The 21,731-nt window shown below is 38.6% G+C and carries 21 protein-coding genes; 2 read left to right on the top strand and 19 right to left on the bottom strand.

The features are described from left to right. Nucleotides 1-9: 9 nt before the first annotated feature. From ML462_RS01090 to ML462_RS01020, 15 genes are all read right to left on the bottom strand, one after another. A complete protein-coding gene (locus ML462_RS01090) occupies nucleotides 10-1,335 on the bottom strand; it encodes a hypothetical protein (protein WP_240711884.1) in 1,326 nt (441 codons plus the stop codon). After that, the gene (locus ML462_RS01085; protein WP_240711883.1) at nucleotides 1,325-2,977 is read right to left on the bottom strand and encodes a VWA domain-containing protein; all 1,653 of its coding nucleotides are present in this window, start codon (nucleotides 2,975-2,977) and stop codon (nucleotides 1,325-1,327) included. Before ML462_RS01085 ends, ML462_RS01090 begins: the two co-directional genes overlap by 11 nt. After that, the gene (locus tag ML462_RS01080; RefSeq protein WP_240711882.1) at nucleotides 2,970-3,977 is read right to left on the bottom strand and encodes a VWA domain-containing protein; all 1,008 of its coding nucleotides are present in this window, start codon (nucleotides 3,975-3,977) and stop codon (nucleotides 2,970-2,972) included. Before ML462_RS01080 ends, ML462_RS01085 begins: the two co-directional genes overlap by 8 nt. After that, on the bottom strand, nucleotides 3,970-4,464 hold the full coding sequence (locus ML462_RS01075) for a DUF4381 domain-containing protein (protein WP_240711881.1): 495 nt from the start codon (nucleotides 4,462-4,464) through the stop codon (nucleotides 3,970-3,972). Before ML462_RS01075 ends, ML462_RS01080 begins: the two co-directional genes overlap by 8 nt. Before the next feature lie 10 nt (nucleotides 4,465-4,474). Next, nucleotides 4,475-5,395 carry a DUF58 domain-containing protein gene (locus tag ML462_RS01070; protein WP_240711880.1) on the bottom strand — a complete coding sequence of 307 codons (921 nt, stop codon included), beginning with the start codon at nucleotides 5,393-5,395 and terminating at the stop codon, nucleotides 4,475-4,477. 12 nt (nucleotides 5,396-5,407) lie between these two features. Beyond that, nucleotides 5,408-6,373 carry an AAA family ATPase gene (locus tag ML462_RS01065; protein WP_240711879.1) on the bottom strand — a complete coding sequence of 322 codons (966 nt, stop codon included), beginning with the start codon at nucleotides 6,371-6,373 and terminating at the stop codon, nucleotides 5,408-5,410. A gap of 11 nt (nucleotides 6,374-6,384) precedes the next feature. Continuing rightward, on the bottom strand, nucleotides 6,385-7,818 hold the full coding sequence (locus tag ML462_RS01060) for an MltF family protein (RefSeq protein ID WP_240711878.1): 1,434 nt from the start codon (nucleotides 7,816-7,818) through the stop codon (nucleotides 6,385-6,387). Between the two features lie 31 nt (nucleotides 7,819-7,849). Continuing rightward, nucleotides 7,850-8,884 carry an HAD family hydrolase gene (locus tag ML462_RS01055; RefSeq protein WP_240711877.1) on the bottom strand — a complete coding sequence of 345 codons (1,035 nt, stop codon included), beginning with the start codon at nucleotides 8,882-8,884 and terminating at the stop codon, nucleotides 7,850-7,852. A 10-nt stretch (nucleotides 8,885-8,894) separates the two neighbouring features. Further along, a complete protein-coding gene (locus tag ML462_RS01050) occupies nucleotides 8,895-9,596 on the bottom strand; it encodes a hypothetical protein (protein ID WP_240711876.1) in 702 nt (233 codons plus the stop codon). A gap of 5 nt (nucleotides 9,597-9,601) precedes the next feature. Then, nucleotides 9,602-11,023 (bottom strand): arylsulfatase, encoded by a 1,422-nt coding sequence (locus ML462_RS01045; protein ID WP_240711875.1) that lies wholly within the window; start codon nucleotides 11,021-11,023, stop codon nucleotides 9,602-9,604. Between the two features lie 113 nt (nucleotides 11,024-11,136). Next, complete coding sequence (locus ML462_RS01040) at nucleotides 11,137-12,657, bottom strand: arylsulfatase (RefSeq protein ID WP_240711874.1); 1,521 nt, start codon at nucleotides 12,655-12,657, stop codon at nucleotides 11,137-11,139. 220 nt (nucleotides 12,658-12,877) lie between these two features. Further along, nucleotides 12,878-13,465, bottom strand: coding sequence for an outer membrane beta-barrel protein (locus tag ML462_RS01035; RefSeq protein ID WP_240711873.1), 588 nt, complete (start codon nucleotides 13,463-13,465; stop codon nucleotides 12,878-12,880). An 8-nt stretch (nucleotides 13,466-13,473) separates the two neighbouring features. After that, nucleotides 13,474-14,124: a DUF4136 domain-containing protein gene (locus ML462_RS01030; protein WP_240711872.1), complete on the bottom strand. Its 651-nt coding sequence runs from the start codon at nucleotides 14,122-14,124 to the stop codon at nucleotides 13,474-13,476. 114 nt (nucleotides 14,125-14,238) lie between these two features. Further along, nucleotides 14,239-14,877 (bottom strand): hypothetical protein, encoded by a 639-nt coding sequence (locus ML462_RS01025; RefSeq protein WP_240711871.1) that lies wholly within the window; start codon nucleotides 14,875-14,877, stop codon nucleotides 14,239-14,241. A gap of 305 nt (nucleotides 14,878-15,182) precedes the next feature. After that, a complete protein-coding gene (locus tag ML462_RS01020; RefSeq protein WP_240711870.1) occupies nucleotides 15,183-15,959 on the bottom strand; it encodes a bestrophin-like domain in 777 nt (258 codons plus the stop codon). Nucleotides 15,960-16,052: 93 nt separating this feature from the next. Here ML462_RS01020 and ML462_RS01015 point away from each other — a divergent pair, with 93 nt between their 5' ends. Both ML462_RS01015 and ML462_RS01010 read left to right on the top strand, forming a co-directional pair. Further along, nucleotides 16,053-16,532, top strand: a complete 480-nt coding sequence (locus ML462_RS01015) for a YqhA family protein (RefSeq protein WP_240711869.1) — start codon at nucleotides 16,053-16,055, stop codon at nucleotides 16,530-16,532. Between the two features lie 784 nt (nucleotides 16,533-17,316). Further along, the gene (locus ML462_RS01010; RefSeq protein ID WP_240711868.1) at nucleotides 17,317-17,679 is read left to right on the top strand and encodes a hypothetical protein; all 363 of its coding nucleotides are present in this window, start codon (nucleotides 17,317-17,319) and stop codon (nucleotides 17,677-17,679) included. A gap of 167 nt (nucleotides 17,680-17,846) precedes the next feature. Here ML462_RS01010 and ML462_RS01005 read toward each other — a convergent pair whose 3' ends face one another. From ML462_RS01005 to ML462_RS00990, 4 genes are all read right to left on the bottom strand, one after another. Next, complete coding sequence (locus tag ML462_RS01005) at nucleotides 17,847-18,530, bottom strand: hypothetical protein (protein ID WP_240711867.1); 684 nt, start codon at nucleotides 18,528-18,530, stop codon at nucleotides 17,847-17,849. Nucleotides 18,531-18,722: 192 nt separating this feature from the next. Continuing rightward, a complete protein-coding gene (locus ML462_RS01000) occupies nucleotides 18,723-19,709 on the bottom strand; it encodes a YpdA family putative bacillithiol disulfide reductase (protein WP_240711866.1) in 987 nt (328 codons plus the stop codon). After that, complete coding sequence (gene rpe / locus ML462_RS00995; protein WP_240711865.1) at nucleotides 19,696-20,358, bottom strand: ribulose-phosphate 3-epimerase; 663 nt, start codon at nucleotides 20,356-20,358, stop codon at nucleotides 19,696-19,698. The genes ML462_RS01000 and rpe overlap by 14 nt, the downstream gene beginning before the upstream one ends. A gap of 227 nt (nucleotides 20,359-20,585) precedes the next feature. Next, nucleotides 20,586-21,449, bottom strand: coding sequence for a sigma-70 family RNA polymerase sigma factor (locus tag ML462_RS00990; protein WP_072552879.1), 864 nt, complete (start codon nucleotides 21,447-21,449; stop codon nucleotides 20,586-20,588). Nucleotides 21,450-21,731: the final 282 nt, after the last annotated feature.

The raw sequence follows: 21,731 nt of genomic DNA, 5'->3' as shown, positions 1-21,731 counted from the left end.
TGCATCTTTTTATGGATTAATCCAATGCCGATTGTTAACAGGATCTACCATATTGATATCTCTTAAATAGTTTTTCCTGGCTTCCTTCCATTCTGCCGGTTCAATTCTGGCTATATCTTCTTCATCTTTATAATTGCGAATCATGCTACTGGTTCCAAATTCCCTGATAAAACTGGAAATATTTGGCGCAGGCAGGTCGAGTTCATCCAGCCAGCGATACAAATCATTGAGTTTTTGTTTGCTGTCTCGAGACCTTAAACTCTTCAGAAAATTTCTGAAATAATAAAGTTCTGAGACCAGGTAGGCTTTTTTCCTTTCTTTATATCTTATTAAACTCCATCGAATTGCTTTAAAAAGGAGAAACCCCACTATAATTACAAATATGACCAGCAATAAGAATTGCTTTGGGCTTAAACCGAAGATGAGGTAAGGTTTCTTTTCCGCAACTTCATTTTCCAGGGTTTCCTGCTGTATCAGCAAAGAATCTTTTACACTTGCTAACAAACCCAATTCTGGATTAGGCTGAACTTCGATCTTTATTTCGGGTAATGTCCTTTTGTATAATCTATTCTGGAAAGGATTATACCAGCTAAAAACCTTTTCAGGAATTACTACATTCCCTTCTTTTTCAAAAAGGTACTGCATCCGCTCGGTTCTCCTGGCGCTTATGGCGGTTTTTGCCCGGTTATTTTCTAGCTGACTCCGGGTTGGGTAAAGGCTTACCTTAGAAATGCTATCCCAGGAAATTGGAGGGATAAGTTCAGATACCGTTCCATATGCAGTTCTGCCAATGCTACGTGTAAGTACGTCACCTACTTTTACATTTTTCAGATCACCGGTCCAGTTTTGTGAAACTCTAAGATCACTCGCCACGAGCCATTCATTACCTTCAAAATTGTTTGGAACAGGCTTTACCCTAATGGGTTTTTCAGCAGTATTAATTACTTTTTTTACACCTTTAAAATCTCCTTCCGGTGGAGTTTCTACTTCGATATTAAGTTCGGGGAAAACAATACTATTTTCTGAATATGGAAACACATTGTATTTAAGCTCCACCCCCGCATAGGTTTTGCCATTTTGCTGAATAGATATACTAACAGGTCTGAAGTAAATGGTGTAAGCTCCATCTACCTGAATATTTCCCGGGTCTATTCCTTTGGTAAAAAAGGTTGAGGTAAAAACTTTGATACTAACCTCTACCGGTTCCCCAACATAAGCCGAATTTTTGTTCAAACTCACATTGGCCCATACATTCTGGCTAAAAAGGTCCTGGCTACCCGTTAAAATGAGCAGGAAAAAGAGTAAACTGGTATGTACTTTTATTTTACTTTTCATTGGAACCTTTATTTTCCCTGTTTTTTAACTGAAACCTAAATTTCCTTTGCAGAAATAAGGAAGGATCTTCATCGATCTTCTCCATTAGCACCTTAGAGTTATCTTGCCTCTGGATATCCTCCTGACCAATATCTTCTGGTACTTCATCCAGTTCCTTGCCTTTTCTAATGTCGGTTACTGCGGTCTCTTCTCGTCGCTCTTTTTCCATATCTTCTTCGGTCGCTTCCTGGCCACCACCACCCAGGTCTTCCATACTATCATTCTGAGTATTTTGAGCAGGATCGCCTTCGCCTTGCTCTGTAGCCTCGTCAAGGTTTAATTCCTGCCCATCTGGCAATACATTCAGGATTTGTTCACTAAAATCTTTTGCCTGTTGCATTCGCGGATCTTTTTCAACAGCTTCCTGAAAAGCCAGCCTTGCAGAATTAAGATCACCACTTTTATAATAGGCCAGACCTAAATTAAAGTCTCCAATGGCTGAGGTATCTTCCCTAAAATACCGGATAGCCTGATTGTAATTTTCGGCTTTATAATAAGCGATTCCTTTTCTTAAAGGATCCTGAAATGATTCGGCAGCCTCCTCGTAGTCACCTTTATCACTTAATTGTTGAGCCTGGTAATCCTTGGTATACCATAAATCCTTAAAATCTCCTGAACCGGAACAGGAAGTAAGCAGGAGTGGTAATAGCAAGTAAATAGACCAGCCTTTTCTAAAAGATAATACGAAGAGGAATGCCATTGGAATCACTAATATTAAACCGGCATCTCTCCAGTCATCTTCTTTTTCTTCTGGCTCCTCGGTAAATTCCAGATTTCGGCTAATGCGACGGGCGATAAGTTCCATATCGCTATCATCCAGGGTAAGTTGATGCAGGGTAATATTTTCAAAATCTGAAAGCATATTTAGCCTGGAATTGAGTTCTTCATCCGAAGACGTAGCAATAAAAGGCACAATTTCCAGTTTATGTTTTGTAATTCCTGCAAATTCTGAGATGTTTTGTATTTGTAGATCATCAAGCTCGTCTACCATTAAAATGATACTTCCCGGTGCTTTCGTGACACTCATCACACTATCTGCCAGCTGAAGCCCTGCTGCGATATCAGATCCAGATATGGGCATGACCTGAGTGTTTAATCCGTCGATATGATTTTTAAGAATATCGTAATCATTTGTAAGGGGAACTATAGTGTGAGCGGTGCCAGCGAAACCAATAAGCGAGGCTCTGGCCTGAGGATCGTGATCCAGAAAGTCATTGATCTTAAAAATGGCGCGGCCCAGCCTTGAAGGCTGAAGATCTGTTTGATTCATACTTTCAGATAACTCCAGAAGAATGCTCATAGGTGTTTGCAGGATTTGCCCTGGAATCTCTCTTTTTTTCCAGGTGGGTCCAGCAATGGCCAAAACTCCCAGAATTAAAATTCCCATGATCGCAAAATTGATTCGGTAAAGACGTTTGTTGCTGCCTTTAGAGATCATAAATTTTCTAAGGTGTGGAGCGATCACCTTTTTCCATTTTGTTTTTTGCTGAGTGGATACCACCTGGATCACGAAAATGATAATAGGCGGGATAAGCAACCACAAAAATCCAGGTCTTAAAAAATGAAAAGCCTGCCACTCTATTGGAAATAGATCGCTAAACATTTTTAGCCTCCTTTCTTATGATTAATCGTTCCAGATTGAGGATCATTGAAATTAGAAAATATAACATAAGCATTCCTATGGCCAGGGCTAACGGGTATGGGTATAAAAGCCGCACCGGACGGTATTCCTTTTCTTCGAACTCTATAGGCTCCAATTTATCCAGTTCAGTATAAATTTCCTCAAGCCTTTCTTTGTCTTTAGCCCGAAAATATTGCCCACCGGTTAGCTCGGCAATCTCCTCCAGCGTTTCCTCATCCAGGTCTGAACCTGATTCGCCAGGTTCACCTATTCCTATGGTATGCACTACGACAGAATCTTTGCGCGCGAGGTCGGCAGCATCCAGAGGCAGAATATCAGATCCTCCATCTACGCCATCGGTAATAAGAAGCATAACTTTTGATTCTAAGCTGTCTTTTTCAAATATTTCAATTCCCTTGGTAATCGCCTTTCCTATATAGGTCATCTGCCCGGCCATTCCCACATCTGCCTCCTCAAGTAACTGGTCTACAGTTTCCAATTCTGGGGTAAACGGCGCCTGTATATAAGCGCTGGAGGCGAAAAAGATAAGTCCCATTCGGTCGCCTTCACGTTTTTTGATAAAATCGTGCATCACACTTTTTACCGCATCCCATCTTCTTACTTTTTCACCTTCCATCATCCAGTCTTTTGTGGCCATACTGAATGAGATATCAGCCGTAATCAGAAAATTCCTGGAGGTTTTCACCTGCAACTCCGGTTTACCTACGATCTGTGGTGAGGAGAGGCTGGAAATTATCGCGATCCAGATAATACCGAACCAGATCCAGAAAAAGATGCTTCTTTTTTTAATTTCGGCCGCGCTTTTTGGTTTTTCTCCAGAGTAGGAAATAGCCTTTTGATAATTAGATAACAGTAGAGTGGAACTTTTTATTCGAATAGCAGGAAAGAGCCAGTACACCAAAAGTGGTATCGGCAGCAATACAAAAACCCAGGGGTATGCTATTTCAAAGTTTTCAGGCATGTGTGCGTATCCATTTTTTTGAATTTTCTGTAATCCGGGAATAGATGTTTTGGTCTATTTTTTTATCCCGGTAAATCGAATTGAAAATTGCATTTTCGAATTCCAGCATCTTTACCTCTTTTCCCGTTTCCTCTAAAAAGCTTAGCCATTTGTTTCCGTAGAGATTGCCAACCTTTTCCCTACCGTAAGCCTTTATAGCTGTATTCTTTAGAATTCTGAAAGTTTCGTTTATTTCGTTCGTGTTGATAATGTTTAATTCCTGAAGTGCTTCCCTGCGATACCTGTTTTTTATATAATTTCGAATCCAAAGAAGTAAAATGATGAGGATGGAAACCAGAATTACAATTCCGAGAATTTTCCACCCAATGGTTTCAAAAGTGAATGGAATGGGTGCCGGTTCCTGTAAACGGGCATTCTCGAGTTCAGGAATTTTCGTAGAAACACTATCCTGCTGAAAAACTGTTTTATGTAATTCTGATAAATTCATGTATAATTCACTAAAACATTTTTTTTAATTGCTCATCTACCGGCTCTACCGTATTTAAATTTAAAACCGGGATGCCATAGCGCAGCATCTCTTCTTTGAAAGAACTTAACTCGGTATCGAATTCACTTTTAAACCTGTTCCTTAATTCTTTTGATTTACCGCGTAGTCTTATCTGAGTTTCGGCATCACCAGCAACTATATTTTCCTCTGGTATTTCCCTTTCCATAGGATCATTTACCTTCGCCAGAATTAGATCATTATGAAGTTTTAAATGCTTTATCGTCTTTATGGTTTTAGGATGATACCTCAAAAAATCACTGATTATGATAATGAGAAAATCATGTGTAACGATATTTTTAATTTTCTGTATTACTTCTTTTAATGAATCTTCAAAAGAGGCCGACTCAGATTCTGCCAGTTCATGATTACGCTTAACTATTTCGTTTAAAAATTTTAAAATATTCTTTCGGTCGCGTTTGGGATAAATCATATCGATTCCCTTATCCGCATAGACTACCCCACCAACCCGATCACCTTCATTAAGAATCCGAAAGGCCGCAATTGCCGCCAGTTCTGCTGCCACTACAGCTTTGGTACGAACCTGTGAACCGAAGAACATGCTTTTAGAATGGTCTACCACAATTAGAACCGGTCTTTCCTTTTCTTCAGTATAAACACGCGTATGGGTAGTTTGAGTTCTGGCCGTAACCTTCCAGTCTATATTTCTAATATCATCACCGTTTACATATTTTCGAACTTCCTCAAAGTCCAGCCCCCGGCCTCTTAATCTGGATGCATGTTTGCCAGCCAGAATACTGTTAGATTTATGTTTGCGAGCCAAAAAACTAAAATTATGGGAGAGCGCCTCCATCTTCAATAACTCTTTAAATGAAGTGAAAACATTCTCTGGATATGTACTTTTTGTATCCATATGTATCGCATTCTAGGCCAGTACCGCGACTTTTTGAAGTACAAGATCCAGGACCTTTTTTGGGGTTATTCTTTCGGCATTGGCTTCGTAGCTCAGAATTAAGCGGTGACGTAAACAATCGTAAACCACGGCACGAATATCATCTGGGGTTACGTGGTCTTTAGCATTCATCCAGGCATGAGTTCTGCTGGCACGGTCCAGGGCAATACTTCCCCGGGGGCTGGCACCAAAATCTATCCAGCGATCCAGTTCTTCGTCATATTTTTCAGGATACCTGGTAGCCGAAATAATATCTACGATATATTTTTCCATCGCCTCGGAAATTTTAATACTGGCGATCTCTTTTCTGGCGGAAAAAACATGCTCGGGAGAAATTCTTTCTGTCACTTCGGGCTTGGAACTTTTCTGTTCTTCCCGGTTTAGCCTTAAAATGGCAATTTCTGAAGCATCATCTGGATAATCTATGATCACATGCATTAAAAATCTATCCATTTGAGCCTCGGGCAGTGGATAAGTTCCTTCCTGTTCCACCGGGTTTTGGGTAGCCATAACCATAAAAAGCGGTTCCATAGGATAGGTTTTCCCGGCCACCGAAACCTGCCTTTCTTCCATAGCTTCCAGCAGGGCCGATTGTACTTTCGCCGGCGCACGGTTAATTTCATCTGCAAGGATTAAATTGCTGAAAATAGGTCCCTCTTGAAAAATGAACTTTTCGGTAGATTCGGGCTGGTAAATCTCTGTTCCAGTGACGTCTGAAGGTAACAGGTCTGGAGTGAATTGAATCCTGCTAAGTCCGCAATCCAGTTCTTTTGCCAAACTTTTTATAGCCCGGGTTTTTGCCAGTCCCGGAAGACCTTCCAGCAACATATTACCGTCTGCCAGAAGCACCAGTAAAATACGGTCGACTAGTTTTTCCTGACCAATAATGGATCGATTCATCCGGTTTCGTAGTTCCTGAATGTTTTCTAATGCTGTCATAAAATGCTCATTTAAAAGTCGATAAAATTCGAATAGTGTTCATATCTCTGAAAAATATCGTTTACATAATTATAAGTTTCTTTTCCCATGACATATCCATGTTTAACTTCTGGCCGGTGATAGGTTTCCGGTTCGCTAAGCCTTAAAACCATGAGTTCAACATTATTATCCCATTTATTAGATTGCAATCCTTCGGCCTGGGCAAGCCTTTTTGCGTCCAGTACATGCCCATATCCACAATTATAGGAGGCCAGGGTGAACTTAATCCTCTGATCAGGATCTTCAATCCCTTCAATATGATCATAGATCTGCTTTAAATAAGTTGTTCCAGCCCTAATATTTGCTTCAGGATCTGTAGGGTTGGTTAGTCCGTGGGCCTTCGCCGTTTCAGGCATTAATTGCATTAATCCAACCGCCCCTGCCCAGGATTCAGCTGTAGCATCAAACCTGGATTCCTGGTAAATGATGGATGAAAGTAGACGCCAGTCCCAACCAATCCTGGATGCTTCCTTTTTTATAATTTCATCAAACTCGCTTATCTGGTTGTTCTTAAGACTGTAAAACGGACTTCTTATCCTTCTTTTGAAATAAGACCTGTTTTTAAAGTATTTGTTATAAATCACATAATAGTCTACCTTTTTCTTTGCTCTTTTGAGCTGCTGGTTCAGGGTATTCAGCAGGTCTTTGGATTCCGGTCTCACCGCCCAGGCAATTTGCTGCCTGGTACTAATCACGGTTTTAATATCGATATCTGGCATATAAGAGGTATTGATCCTGGCCAGGTAGTCATCTGCTACGGTGTATTTCAGCTCCTCATTATTAACCATTTCAATGATCTTATCTGTAGAATAGGTGCCATCCAGAACATTTAGAAAAATTCCGCCTCCAATCTCACGATTAATATCTTCCAACCTTTCCCTGTACGCTGAATTTATCCTTACGGTAACGGTTTCCCCAACAAGATCCAGGGGATCTCTGGCTAAAATCCTGTTTATTTCATCAAGGGTCATGTTTCTCCAGTTGCTAGGTTTCTTCTGAACGAGAACCTGAGAAGCCTGGTACAGTTCATCGGTAAACGAGACCATCTCTTTTCGGGATTGGGTTATAGCTAACCCGTGAGCAATAAGATCTGCCTTTCCGGCCAGGAGGTCTGGAATCAAGCTGTCTATATTAGGAGAAACCACTATTTCCAGTTCCCTATCAAGGTTGTTTGCCAGCCTTTCCAATAGCTCATATTCAAAACCCATGGTTTTCCCACGATACAGGAAGTAACTCGTGGAACTGTAAACCACCAAAGCTTTTAGTTTTTTGGGAGAAGATTCAGCAGATTTTTTATAAAACCTATTTCGATTTACTTCTTCAGCTACAACATTACTAGATCCAGAATTTATCTGAATAAAGAAAAAGCTGAATAGTAAGATCGTATATTTTATATAGGCTTGCATGTATGTTTTACATAAGAAATCAAATTGATGTTTAATCCGGAAAAATTTGCTTAAAATCCTCCTTCATATCTACTACCAGCCAGTTCTTTTCCTTCGCCATTTCCAGGGCTGTTTCTAAGTGACCGCTTAAAGTTTTGGTATCATAGGCATATTCTCTTTCAGCATCGGTGTGATGAAGAATGATACAAAGTGTGGGATATTCTGCATTGCTGGCGTATTCCATCATAGCCTGATCTCCATCGCTGTTTCCCCCAACAAGTACCGGTTTTTTACCAATAAAGCGATGAATGGCTTCTGGTTTAGCGGATTTATCATCAAAAAAGAAATCACCTTCCTTTTTATAAACCGTAGCCTTGCCATCGGTATTATCAAAAGCCACCTCTCCGTAACTGCCTATAACCTGGTTGGGTGGGATACCGTAGACTTCTTCAGTCCAGACCCGCATAAAATCGGCACCTCCACCGCTTACAATGAAGGTTTTAAAATCGTGGGCCCTTAGATATTCCAGCAATTGAAGCATTGGCAGATACACGGCCTCTTTATAGGTCATATCAAATTTTTCAATTTTGGTAGTATCCATCCACTCTCTTACAGATTCCTTGTAATCTTCTTCGCTCATGGAATCGTATGATTTGTTTACCATATCCAGAATTCCAGCTGCACCTTTTTCTTTAAGCGGACCATAATCGCCATTTACGGCAGCACTTATTACCGGATCATTTTTCCATTCCGGTTGGTTTTGATATTCCTTTTTCAGAAAGTCCAGAACATAAAGCAATTGAGTAGGAGCAGGCTGTTCAGGCCAGAGAGTGCCATCATTATCGAACACGGCGATTCGATCAGTTTCGGGAATAAAATCTGAATTAGTGGAATCGGTAACTTTTTCAACCCAGTTCATGATCCTTTCTTTCGGTGCGTCTGCCCAGGCTGCTAAATCATTAACCTTATTGCTATTCGAAGTTATCACTTCATCTTCCTGAATTGAATCATTTGATTTATTATCCTTACAACCGAAAACGGCTAAAACGAAAATGAGTATATAAAAAGTTGGATTTATAGATTTCATATTGAAAATTTTAAAATAACACTTTAACTCCTGTATAAAGCATAGGTAGTGAGTTTACAATATCGTATTGAGGTTCAAAAAAGATATTGATAGCCCCACCTTCTGTACTGAAAATCTTTCCAATACCTGCGCCCAGTGGAACTTCATGTTGGCCGGTTCTGAAATTGAAAAGCATTCTGGGATGACTTCTAAAATACCAGCCATTAGTAGAAATATCGTGGTATATACCGGGCTGAAATTCCATCGAAAATACTTCTTTCCCTCCCTGGAGGGTTGTTAGCGTGATAAATTTCCATCCATTAATTTTACTCACTGAAACAAAATTTACTCCCCCGGCAAACCTTCTCTCATGGAAATAACTAACCACAGCTCCAACACCATATTGATGTTTTCCGTTCTTCGATTGAAACAACCTGGCGACCATAAAATTGGTGCTGTTAAAATGGTCTTCATTTGGCCGGTTTTCCTCATCATAATTGAAGAAGTCTTCATTGGTATCTGGATAATTAAATTCATATTCAGCGGTAAACCGGTAGAACCATTTACCCAGGGTCACATTGGCTAGAATTTGCAACCGGGATTGTTCATCGCTATAAAACCGGTTCCATAAACCCACAGTAGGGCTGGGATCTATCGGGTTGTTCGCGTCTTGAGAAATAGCCATCCAGGGTGATAAAATAATAACACTAAGAACAATTAAAACCTTTTTCATAATATCTAGTTTTTGGGAGTATATGGTTCTGGTGTTCCTAGTTTAATTGGAGGTTCTTCTTTTAGTGTTTGCTGAAATTGAATCACCTCTTTAGTAACTGCAGGTAGCACCCAGGTAAGATTTTGTGCTCCGGTTTCATGACCACCATGTACCCCAAATAGTTCCTTGGGATCTCTCAAAAGGTTATGTACGCGAGGAAAATTGTGTTTTCTAGGTTTATCAAACATGCTTTCATGTTCGATATAATGCACCTTAAAATTTCTCCATTTATAGGCGAACATTTCATCTCCATTATATACAGGAAAACCTTCTCTTTTGGTCTTTTTAATCTCACCGGTGAACAATGGCATTTGATTAACGCCATCAATTATTCTATCTTCAGGCACCGAGTATCCTGCTGCCTGGGCAAGGCTTGGAACCAAATCGGTGATATGTACCATTTCATTGGTTTGCTTAGCTTCAGGAATTTTTCCGGGCCATCTAATAAGAAAAGGAGTCCGTAAAGAACCTTCGAGTGCCGTGAAATAATGACCCCTCCAGTAACCTGCGGTTCCGAACCAGTTTGGTGCTTCTTCCGGACCGTTTTCGCTCATCCATATTACAATGGTGTTCTCTCGTATGTCCAGATTATCTATAGCATCCAGGATCCTGCCGGTGTTATGATCTATTTCCATAAGAACGTCTGCCCAGGTGCCGTTCCCTGATTTCCCTTCAAAATCTGGATTAGGTAGAGTGGGTAAATGTGCTAAGGTATATGGCAAATAGAGAAAAAACGGATTGTCTTCTGCAACCTGTCTTTGCATGAAATTTACAGATTTATCGGTCAGCTCAGCATCTATAGTGCGTCTTGTTTGAACATTATATTCTTTTACTGAAGTAGGAGTTTGGTTTGCAGTTGCCTGCTGAATTTGAGGCGGTTCAACTACTTCAGGGTCAAATCCGGTTTGGGAAGTGTATTCAGATTCATCTGTGGTATTGGCGATTCCATACCATTCATCAAATCCCTGGTCTGTAGGGAAACGACCTTTCATATCACCCAGGTGCCATTTACCATACATGGCCGTAGAGTAGCCCGCCTCCTTAAATAGTTCAGCCATGGTTTTTTCCCAACCTACGAGACCATAAGGCAATCCCCATACTACTTTAGTGGTTCCTGAGCGAATAGGGTGGCGCCCTGTCATTAAAGCTGAGCGGCTTGGAGTACATTGAGGTTCTACATTAAAGTTAAGCAGTTGCATCCCTTCCTTGGCAAGAGTATCCAGCCTGGGGGTAGCAGCTCCTCTTAAGATACCACCGCCATAAGCTCCAATTTCTCCCCATCCCAGGTTATCCATGACGATTAGAACCACATTAGGTTTTTCCTGAGCCTGGCCTGGAAAGTATAAAATGGAAAAAATGATTAGAAAAAAAAAGTCTTTAAGTTTCATTGGAAAAATGATATTGGCATAACTGGTTAGTCAAACCTTTGGTTTGTTAAAATAATTCGGGACAAGTGTATTAAAAGACTTATCCCGAATTAAAATTGATCTTAAACAGAACCTTAATTTCTGGCAGGTTGTGTTTGTAGTTGCTCCACTACCTTATCTACCGAAAGGGATCCACCTTCAACCGGCGGGTATTTCTTAAATGAGTTTAGGAAATTAGCTGCCAACTGTTGAGCCGGAACGAACATCCACATATTATCTGCATACCACTTTAAATAGCCTGCAGATTCATGAGAATTTTCGAAAGGATCTGCTCTTAAATTAATTACAACGGGCCAGCTAGGAGTTTTTCTATAGGCCTCATTAATTGCCCCTTCCATAATAGCAAAGTGAATTTTGAAATTCTGGTAACGAATAGCATTTAAATTGCCACCCGCATCAAAGTAGAATATTTCCTTTCTGGGTGATTCATCAACTTCGCCTTTAAAATAGGGCATCATGTTATAACCGTCCAGATGAACATTGAAATTCTTGCCATTCGCCTGGTAGCCATTCAGCAATTTTTGTTTAATATTTGGTTCACCAGCAGCGGCAACCAGTGTTGGCATCATGTCCTCATGTGAGAAAATGTCATTATAAACAGTTCCCGGCTCAATTACACCTGGCCATCTTATTGCGGCCGGAACCCTAAACCCGCCTTCCCAGGTAGTTCCCTTTTCACCTGCAAATGGAGTTGTCCCACCATCAGGCCAGGTAAACTTTTCGGCACCGTTATCTGTAGAATACATGATAATCGTGTTATCTATGATTCCCAGTTCTTCCAGTTTTGCCAGCACCGTACCTATGGCTTTATCATGTTCGGCCATCCCATCTGGATACAGACCTATACCGGTAACTCCGTCACTTTCTTCTTTAAGGTGGGTCCAAACATGCATCCTTGTAGAATTTAGCCAAACAAAGAACGGTTTACCCTCGGCATGCGCTTTTTCAATAAATTCCAGTGCAGCTGCGGTAAATTCTTCATCTACGGTCTCCATTCTTTTCTTGGTCAATGGGCCGGTATCTTCAATTCGACCATCGGAATAGGAATGAATTACTCCACGTGGTCCAAATTTTTCACGGAATTGTGGATCATCCGGATAGTAATAGGTTTCCGGTTCTTCTTCGGCATTTAAATGATAAAGGTTTCCGAAGAATTCATCAAACCCATGATTGGTGGGCAAATGTTCATCACGATCTCCCAGGTGGTTTTTCCCAAATTGTCCTGAGGTATACCCATGGGGCTTTAAAAGCTCAGCTATGGTGGGCTGGTCATCTCTAATTCCCTGTTCTGCTCCGGGCATCCCTATAGTAAGTAAACCGGTACGGAAGGGATGCTGACCTAAAATAAAGGCTGCTCTTCCAGCGGTACAGGATTGTTGTGCATACCAGTCTGTAAATAAGGCTCCCTCATTTGCAATTCTATCGATATTTGGAGTTTGATATCCCATCATTCCTCTATGATTGGCGCTAATGTTCCAATAGCCAATATCATCTCCCCATAAAACCAGAATATTTGGTTTGTCCTGGGCCTGAACAGAAATTGAAAGAATTAAAATTCCAAATATGAAAATGGATTTAAATGGATTTTTTTTCATAGTTAAAGTGTTTAGTGGTTATTAAATAATGTATCGTTAGAATAGTTAACAAGGATTACAATATACTTATTAAAATACTGATTTTCAGTTGTATAAAATTTTTTCGAAAAATTGATTCATTGTTCACAATAGTTTCTGAGTAAAATCTTCGGAAAAATTTCCAGTAAACCAACTTAATCATAAGGGTTTGGTTATTAGTTAAATACCAAACGAGCACCGACTAATTAGACCAGACCAAACCCAGTACTATACCTAGATATGAGAGGTTGGGCAAATCGCCTCCTTCAAAAACATAATGATATCGAACTGCCGCACGTATCTCGAAACCATAATAGAACTCATAGTCCAATCCCAATTCCGGCCTCAGCGCAAATTGCAACTGATCTTCTTCAAAACTAAAAAGTCCTATATCCTCTTCTAATTGATTATACACCCCTCCAATCCCAAGTGACAAATAGGGGGAGAAGGCATCTGTATTCAAGTAGTAGCTACCTGTAAAAAATAAAGGGACACTGTTAAGATAATTATATCTCTGTCCTGATATTGTTTCCGTTCCATCGGTCTCAGTTACATAACCCAGACCATCATCGAAGACCTGCCATCCTCCACTAAAACCGATAGCTATATTTTCCTCTAAAAAATAGGAAAAATCCAGGTTCACACCTCTCCAACTAGTTTCACCGAATAGATCTGAAGTTTCAGAGGTAGGTATTCCGAAACTATAATTGATTGCAAATTTACTCTGAGCATCAACATTTGCTGAGAATAGGCATGCTAAAATCATTACTATAAAACTCTTTTTCATCATCTTCGATTTTAATTATTAAATGGAGGATGGCTAAATGCCTGGTCTAGATTTCTATCGATCCTTTCAGAAATGGAACGGTCTGATCCTTCCAGCAATCCGTCAAATGTTGCCAGCCAAACAACCGGGATCTCATCATCCTCATTTTCTATCGGAAGCGTCATTTGTACTAACACTGTACCTACGCGATACCCGCTAACATAACCCGGGCTATATCCCGGATAGTACCAGCCCCAACCTGGAAAATAACCTGGATAATACCATCCCCAGTACCCAAAATCGTAATAATAAAGAAAGGTTTGATCGAAGGCAGAAGGTAACATAACCACATCTGGCAAATCTTCCTCCTCAACTTCGGTCCATCCCAGGGAATTCAAGTTTTGACGTATATTATTTAATATAGCATCGGCGAAAATATCGTCCAGGTATTCCGGTTCATCACTACTGAAGTCTCCATCATCTATCAGAATCACTCTTTCGGGTAAAGAATAGGATCGGTCGACACTGAAATCAAATTCAGGTGAGTAATTCGTGTAGCTGACATCATAATCTTCTACACGTTCAGGCTGATCTGGATAACATCCAGTTAAAAGCAGGGATAAAAAGATCATCATTCCAGTATGCCGAAAACCGATCTTATACTTTGTTTTTACATTTTTCATTGTCACTAATTTTGTCATTGCCATTCTTTCAGTAAACAACCTTAACATCAAAAATTCAGCAGGGTTAATTATTCAGTTCTATAGTTCTTAATGAAGTTTAATCAGGGATAAAATTTATTTCTTCAGGACTCCGTCTTTAATAAGCTCATCTATCATAGCCTGGGTATAATCTCTGGCAAAAGAGTCGATGTTAGAAGGATTCACGGTCTTAGATTGGGCAGACCAGATGAGTTCTTCCGTATTAGCATCATATAAATTGCTTTCGATAAAGTATATTTTATCAGTTTTATAATAGCCCGGATCATAGGTCATTGGATATACCGTATTGTAGTAACTGTAAAAGCTGCCATAATATCCGCCATAGCTCATAGGACTGTAATAAGTAGACCCAGGGACGTACCGGGTTTCCGATTCTTTATCCAGCAAAGTGACCGTGAAAATGGCATCAGCATTTTCAGCCCTTACCTTATCCAGTATTTCCGTCTTTGATGGCTGATTGGATTTGGTAAAACTCTTAGCAAAAGTGGTAGCACTTGTAGATGCTTCAATTCCACGTTCTCTAGCGGCAGACGCGAGATTGTTTTCCACTGCGTTTTGAACATTTGTATTTGGAGTTATCGCAGCTATAAATACTTTCTCATATGGATTTCCAGGAGGCAAATCATCACTGGTCCAGGCTCCAACTATTTGGGTGTTAGTTCCACAAGAAATTGCTCCTAAAATAATTAGAAGTACTAAAATTTTAAATTTCATACTATCAGGGTTTTAATTAATATATCTTGTAAAACCCCTACTTTGAGAATTTGCTGGGGGGATTTACAAATCCTTCCCTTAAATATAGTGAACAAATTGGTTCAAATATCTGCTTCCCAGTAAATTGGATAATTTTGTGGTAATAAAATAAGCTAATATTGGATTTTAAAATTCCCGAACAGGTATATTTTAAAAGGGTTTACGCGAAATTAATTCGCTTAAATATAACGTGTTAATTTTCAGTTATTTAACGATTGTTTAATACAACATTCATAAGAATAAATATTTTAAAGCAGAGTATGCGGCTAATTTATTCTATTATACATATCATAAATCACCTGATGGTCCAGGGAAATATTCCCTTCAAAACTATCCAGGTCTACAATTAAAAGAATAATCGCTGAAAAGGAGAGTGACAGTGCCAATATAAGTACCCAGTTCTTTTTTTTCGATTTTCCCATCAAATATCCAACCTCGAACATGGAAATGGAAACAAGAATAAAAAGTGAAATCCAAATTAGCCCGGGAATATGATCGATTACCCCTTTTGAGATCCGGCTGGTTTGAAGGTCGAACATATCATTAACAGCAGAAATAAAAAGGGAATTTATTGGAGGTTTTCCAATATTTTCATGATTCATCCTAACGGTTAAAGACCAGATTTCGTTCTGGATATTTTCAGATTTAGTAATCGCTTCTGCTACCTTGTCTTTATTTTCAAGGAACCAGATGCGAACCTCGGTATACTCAACCAAAAGTTTTTGAAATTTTTCTGAATAAGGTGATTCCAGCAAACGGGCTCTAAGCCAGGCTGTCTCAATGGCATTTACTTCGTCAAGTTGAAATTGCTTCCTCGCTTCAAATCGCGAAGAGCTTAGTCCAAAAGTAAATGCAAGAATAAAGGCAAGAAGACCTAAAGTAGCTCCTACCAACGTATTTATAGCTACTTCATCTTCATGGGCTACTTTTTTTTGTCTCCATTTATAATATGTAATTCCAAATCCTATTGAAATAAGGATAAGGATGAATATTGAGATATAGATACCCCAGAATGGAAACGACTGAAAAAAGTTCACACTCATTCTAAACCTGATTGAAACGATTGAAAACTAATAGTAAGATACTTATAAAATCTTTTAGTAAATTGATTATCAGTTTATAAAATAAAACTACTCATGCTAAAACATTTTTTGAAGCTCAGGTATCTGGTCGTAATCATAGTCTTTTTTACCTTTATCAATTCCTTAATTCTAATATTTTTGGCGGCCAAGAGATCGTTTCATGGTTATGGAATCGTCTTTTTTGGCTATGAATCTGAAAAGCCCGCACCTGTTGAAATACTGGAATCTATAGACCTATTTTTAATTGGCCTGGTTTTCTTAATTTTTAGTATGGGTCTTACTAAATTGTTCCTGGGTAAGCTTATTGAAAATGGGAATGATGAGGATTTGCCTAAATGGTTAAGGATCAAAAACTTTTTGGAACTTAAAATGCTGCTCTGGCAAACCATTTTAGTTTCCCTGGTAATTTTCTTTGTAGATCAATTATTTGAAAAAAACGATGAGATGAGCTGGAACCTTCTAATTATCCCTACAGCCATTTTAATGTTGTCTATAAGTATGGCAGTGATAAACAAATTCGAAAATTTGAAATAATTTCCCCTATCCTTTTACTTCGCAATAATATATATTCAGGAGTAATACAGAGTAAATTGCCGAAATATTGTCACTTAAATCAGTGAAACTGAAGCCCGCCCTTCCAGGATTTCAGATTAAAGCCTCAATTTCTTTGGTAAAATGTACTTCGCTAATTCCTTTGATTTTTCATTCAATATAGAAATTACCTTTTATATGAATTCTTCAAACTTTCCATCCATTTAAGACTCAGAATATTCTTTGCCATTTGATGCAATCGAAATTAAAGTTAACGGTATTCAATTTATATATAAGGAATAGAATAATAATTGGACTATATACCCAGGGAAACTTCGTCATTCCATATAATATGGCTTAGTTTTGCAGAAAATTTCGCGTATAAAAATAGGGGATAGCCCCCATATTTTATGCTTTCGATCTTCTTTAATTTATGCTTAATAAAAAACTAATTTCATGATACAGGATTATAGTAACGTATATCGAAATATCATATTAGGCCTAAGTGTTATACTGGCGGTTTATATAGTTTTTAAATATCTTACCTAGTAGCCCTAATAGGTTGTGGCAGATTTACCAGTATGCCTGAATCATTCCCTACTGACCTTTAGAAATTTTTTAAATTTTTTGCTGTCTAAACAATTGAATATCAGTTAAATGCATATATTTGATAATCAAAGGTTAATTAGGTTTTTTTTAAGCCTGAGCGTTAAATCTTATTTAAATAGTTTTATTTAGGCAGTTTAACGGGTACATTCGATTTTTCAAAGTATAAAAATTAATACCTATGGCGGCATATTTCAACTCTAACCAATTGAGATCCTCTCTGCAGGAACTAGTGAAGATGTATATTAATGAATGTAAGGAATGTGAAGTGCTTTCCCAGGATTGTATGGATCTTCTAAAACATAATTTTCTAGCGGAATTTGTGGTATATAATAAGGCTAATAATACCATTGAAATTGGTATAAGTAAATCTGATAAATTCGAGGGTTACCCTGAAATCGAAATTTATACCTTTCCTCTGGAAGAAGTTGGAAAAAAAGTGGATTATTCTTTTAAGAATAATCATGAAGACCTTGAGTTCTATGGTAAGTTAATAGGTAGAAGAAAAGGAATTGGTTCTAACTCTGTAGTTCTGATGGAATAAATGTTTTCGTGATCAAATAATATAAAACAAAAAGGCAATTTAAAAATTGCCTTTTTTTATTTCTCGTCTTTGAGCTTTCCAATATTTCGTTTCAAATTATCAAAAAGAATTGATTGTTTTCAATTGCTCCCTATGGCGCCATTATCCATATAAGCCTGCATTCTGAATCATAGACTCAAGCTTTTGGAAATGGCCTCCATGAATTCATCGGCAGATTTATACGCGTCCTTAGGGTCCTTTAAGCTGGTACTCACAACAGAAACCAATTGGTCATCACCCTCAGATTGAAGATTGAAGGCCACTGTTTCAAGGATATAATTCGAATAAGATTCTGTTGATGTAGACATAGGAACATATCCTCCAAAAGCTGAATAATATGGGCCTATAGCATACGGAGTCGCATAATAATTATAAAAATTTCCGTAATAACCAGGATAATAGTTTGAATAGGCTGCTGAAGCATAAACACCACTGTGTTTAGTTCTGGTATGTTTTTCATCCTGTTTTATAACGGTTAATACCACCCCATTATAGCCTTCACTGTTCATCAAAGTTCGAATCATATCCATCCTTTCGTCGGTCATTTCCTTCTCCATGTGCATTACGGGTACTCTGGAGAAGCTTTCAGTAGCATCTAGTCCGTTTGCTCGTAATTTGTCGGCAATTGCCTGTTCAAAGGCGATTCTAGCCGATTTGTCTGCAGTTCTGGCGATCACTAGAATCTTATTATCCTTAAAATCATTTAAAGTTTCCTGGTTGGCTTTCCAGGAGTTTAAGACTTTAACACTAGAACAACTTGTAAGGAGTGAAATTGAAAAAAACAGGAGGATTAAAGGGAAATATTTCTTCATGGTATTTTATTTGCTTAACAGGGTGAATCTGTATAAAATATTTAATACCAATATACTATAAATTAATTCTCACAGTGGTGCAATTGAAATTTTAATTGTTCTGTAGAAAACAACTTGCGGGAATAGGTTAGGGGATCAAAAGTTCAATAGGATAAAAATAAGGCAGTCAATAATTATGACTGCCTTCATATTTTAAACTTTTTCCTTAGACCTTAGATGTTCCATGATCATTTTTGCATGAACCCTGGAATTTTCAATAAACCATTTATGAGTTTCAACTCCACCACAAATAACCCCAGCAAGAAATATTCCGGGAACATTTGTTTCCATGGTTTCCTGGTTATACTTCGGAATTTTCCTGCCATCATCAGATAATTCTATACCCATATCCAGGAGGAACTTGAAGTTTGGACGATAGCCAGTCAAAAGAAGAACGAAATCATTTTCAAGGGTCAATTCGCCTTCCGCAGTATCAATTACAACTTCAGACTCCTTTATCTCTTTTATCGAAGACTCAAAATGTACTTTTATGCTTCCTTCTTCAATCCGATTAATTATATCTGGTCTCACCCAGTACTTAACTCGTTCTCCAATTTCCGGTTTCCGAACCACCATAGTCACATCACCTCCTTTTCGATAAATTTCGAGGGCTGCGTCTACTGCTGAGTTACTTGCACCTACCACTATGGTTTTTTGCGTGGCATAGTAATGCGGATCGTTGTAATAGTGTGATACCTTCGGAAGATCTTCGCCTGGTACACCTAAATAATTAGGAATGTCGTAAAATCCTGTAGCAACAATGACATTTTCAGTCTCGTAAGTATTTCTTGGAGTTTTAACGATATGTTTATTCTCATTTATTGTATTTACCGAATTTACTTTTTCGAATAAATGAATGTTGACCTCGTTATTAGTAGCGATCCTCCTGTAATACTCCAATGCTTCCCGTTTAACCGGTTTAGGATTATTGCTGATAAAAGGAATATTATCCAGCTCAAGTTTTTCAGAGGTAGAAAAGAAGGTCATATTGGTAGGGTAGTGGTAAAGCGAATTTACCAGGCAACCCTTTTCCAGAATAAGATAGGAAAGGCCTTTTTTTTCAGCTTCAAGGGCGCAGGCAATCCCTATAGGGCCGCCTCCAATAATAATGATCTCGTATTTGTTATTAGGAGTTTGCAACTTGCTTTAAGTTTTTAATGGTTTCAGGCTGATCTTCAGATTTGAAAACAAAACTACCGGCAACTAAAACATCTGCTCCGGCTCTGGATAATTCTGCTGCATTTTCATCTGTAACGCCTCCATCAATTTCAATAAGAGTATCTGCATTATTCATGGTAATGATCTCTTTAAGCCTCTGAATTTTATTATAAGTATTTTCAATAAAACTTTGCCCGCCAAATCCAGGATTTACACTCATTACAAGAACCAGGTCGATATCGTTTATAATATCTTTTAGAAGGTCTACATTTGTGTGTGGATTAATAGCTACACCTGCTTTCATACCTTCATTCTTAATCGCCTGAATGGTTCTGTGTAAATGAGTACATGCTTCGTAATGTACGGTAAGAATATCTGCGCCTAACTGGGCAAATTCTTTGATATATCTGTCTGGATCAACGATCATTAAATGAACGTCAATGGTTTTTTTTGCATGTTTGGTAATGGCTTTAAGTACAGGCATCCCATAAGAGATGTTTGGTACGAAGACACCGTCCATAATATCTATATGGAACCAATCTGCTTCGCTGTTGTTAACCATTTCAATATCCCGCTGAAGATTTCCGAAATCTGCTGCCAGTATGGAAGGGGCAATAAGTGTGTTGCTCATAGTTGTTTATTGTTATAGAGCAAAAATAGGAAGAAAAAAAGGTTTACCCGTTCCTTTCTCTATAAATGGGAAGTATGCTTTTATTAAGACTATTGATAGAAATGCTAAAAATAAAGCAAGAAAAAACCCCGGTCATCACTCCGGGGTCATTCATCAATCAAAAAACGAACAGTTATTTTCATGCCGGTTCATCACGCCGTCACTAAACTGTTGTTACTTTAAATATCTTAGCCAAGATACGTTTTTAAAATTTTACTTCTAGACGTATGCTTTAACCTTCTTATGGCTTTTTCTTTAATCTGGCGTACTCTTTCTCTGGTTAGATCAAAAGTCTCGCCAATTTCTTCCAATGTCATAGGATGTTGATCTCCCAGTCCGAAATATAATCGAATTACATCAGCTTCACGTGGAGTAAGAGTCTCTAATGCACGTTCGATCTCTGTTCTTAAAGATTCGTGCAATAGCTCCTTGTCAGGATTTGGAGATTCCCCAGAACGCAATACGTCATATAGGTTAGAATCCTCTCCTTCTACTAACGGAGCATCCATAGATACGTGACGCCCGGAATTCTTCATTGATTCCTTAACGTCGTTGATCGTCATATCAAGCTCTTTCGCAATTTCCTCTGCACTTGGCGGACGCTCATGTGACTGCTCAAGGAAAGCGAAAGTCTTGTTAATCTTATTTATTGAACCAATTTTGTTCAATGGTAAACGAACAATTCTCGATTGTTCAGCTAACGCCTGCAGGATAGATTGACGAATCCACCATACAGCGTAAGATATAAATTTAAAACCACGAGTTTCATCAAAACGTTTCGCGGCTTTAATTAGTCCTAAATTTCCTTCATTAATAAGGTCGGGAAGGGTTAATCCCTGGTTTTGATATTGTTTTGCTACAGAAACCACAAAACGAAGGTTCGCTTTGGTAAGTTTCTCTAAGGCACGGTTATCACCCGCTTTAATTCTTTGTGCCAATTCTACCTCTTCATCAGCGGTGATCAGGTCTACTTTTCCAATTTCTTGCAAATACTTGTCTAACGAAGCGGTTTCACGATTGGTAACCTGCTTCGTAATCTTCAGTTGTCTCATCTATCTTCTACTTGGATTTTAATTGTGCATAGCTCTTGTACATGGTTATACGTAAGAAGTACTCTTAATGTTACAAAAACTTTAAAAAATTTATTCTGGACGTTGCACTTCGTGCCGGGCTTTACGCTTCAAGTCCTCGCTCCTTCCAGTCGCTGTGGGCTTTTCCCTACAATCCCTAACGCAAAATTCATGGACAAAAAAATCTTTATTTAACTCAGCAGGCAGGTAGTCGAAATATTTTCAGGATAATTTCATGGACTCAAAAAAAATTGCAAATAAAAA

Origin of the sequence: Christiangramia lutea (genome assembly GCF_022489035.1) — a bacterium.
Taxonomy (GTDB): domain Bacteria; phylum Bacteroidota; class Bacteroidia; order Flavobacteriales; family Flavobacteriaceae; genus Christiangramia; species Christiangramia lutea.
Note: the sequence above shows the minus strand (reverse complement) of the source record. Positions and strands in the feature narration are given on the sequence as shown.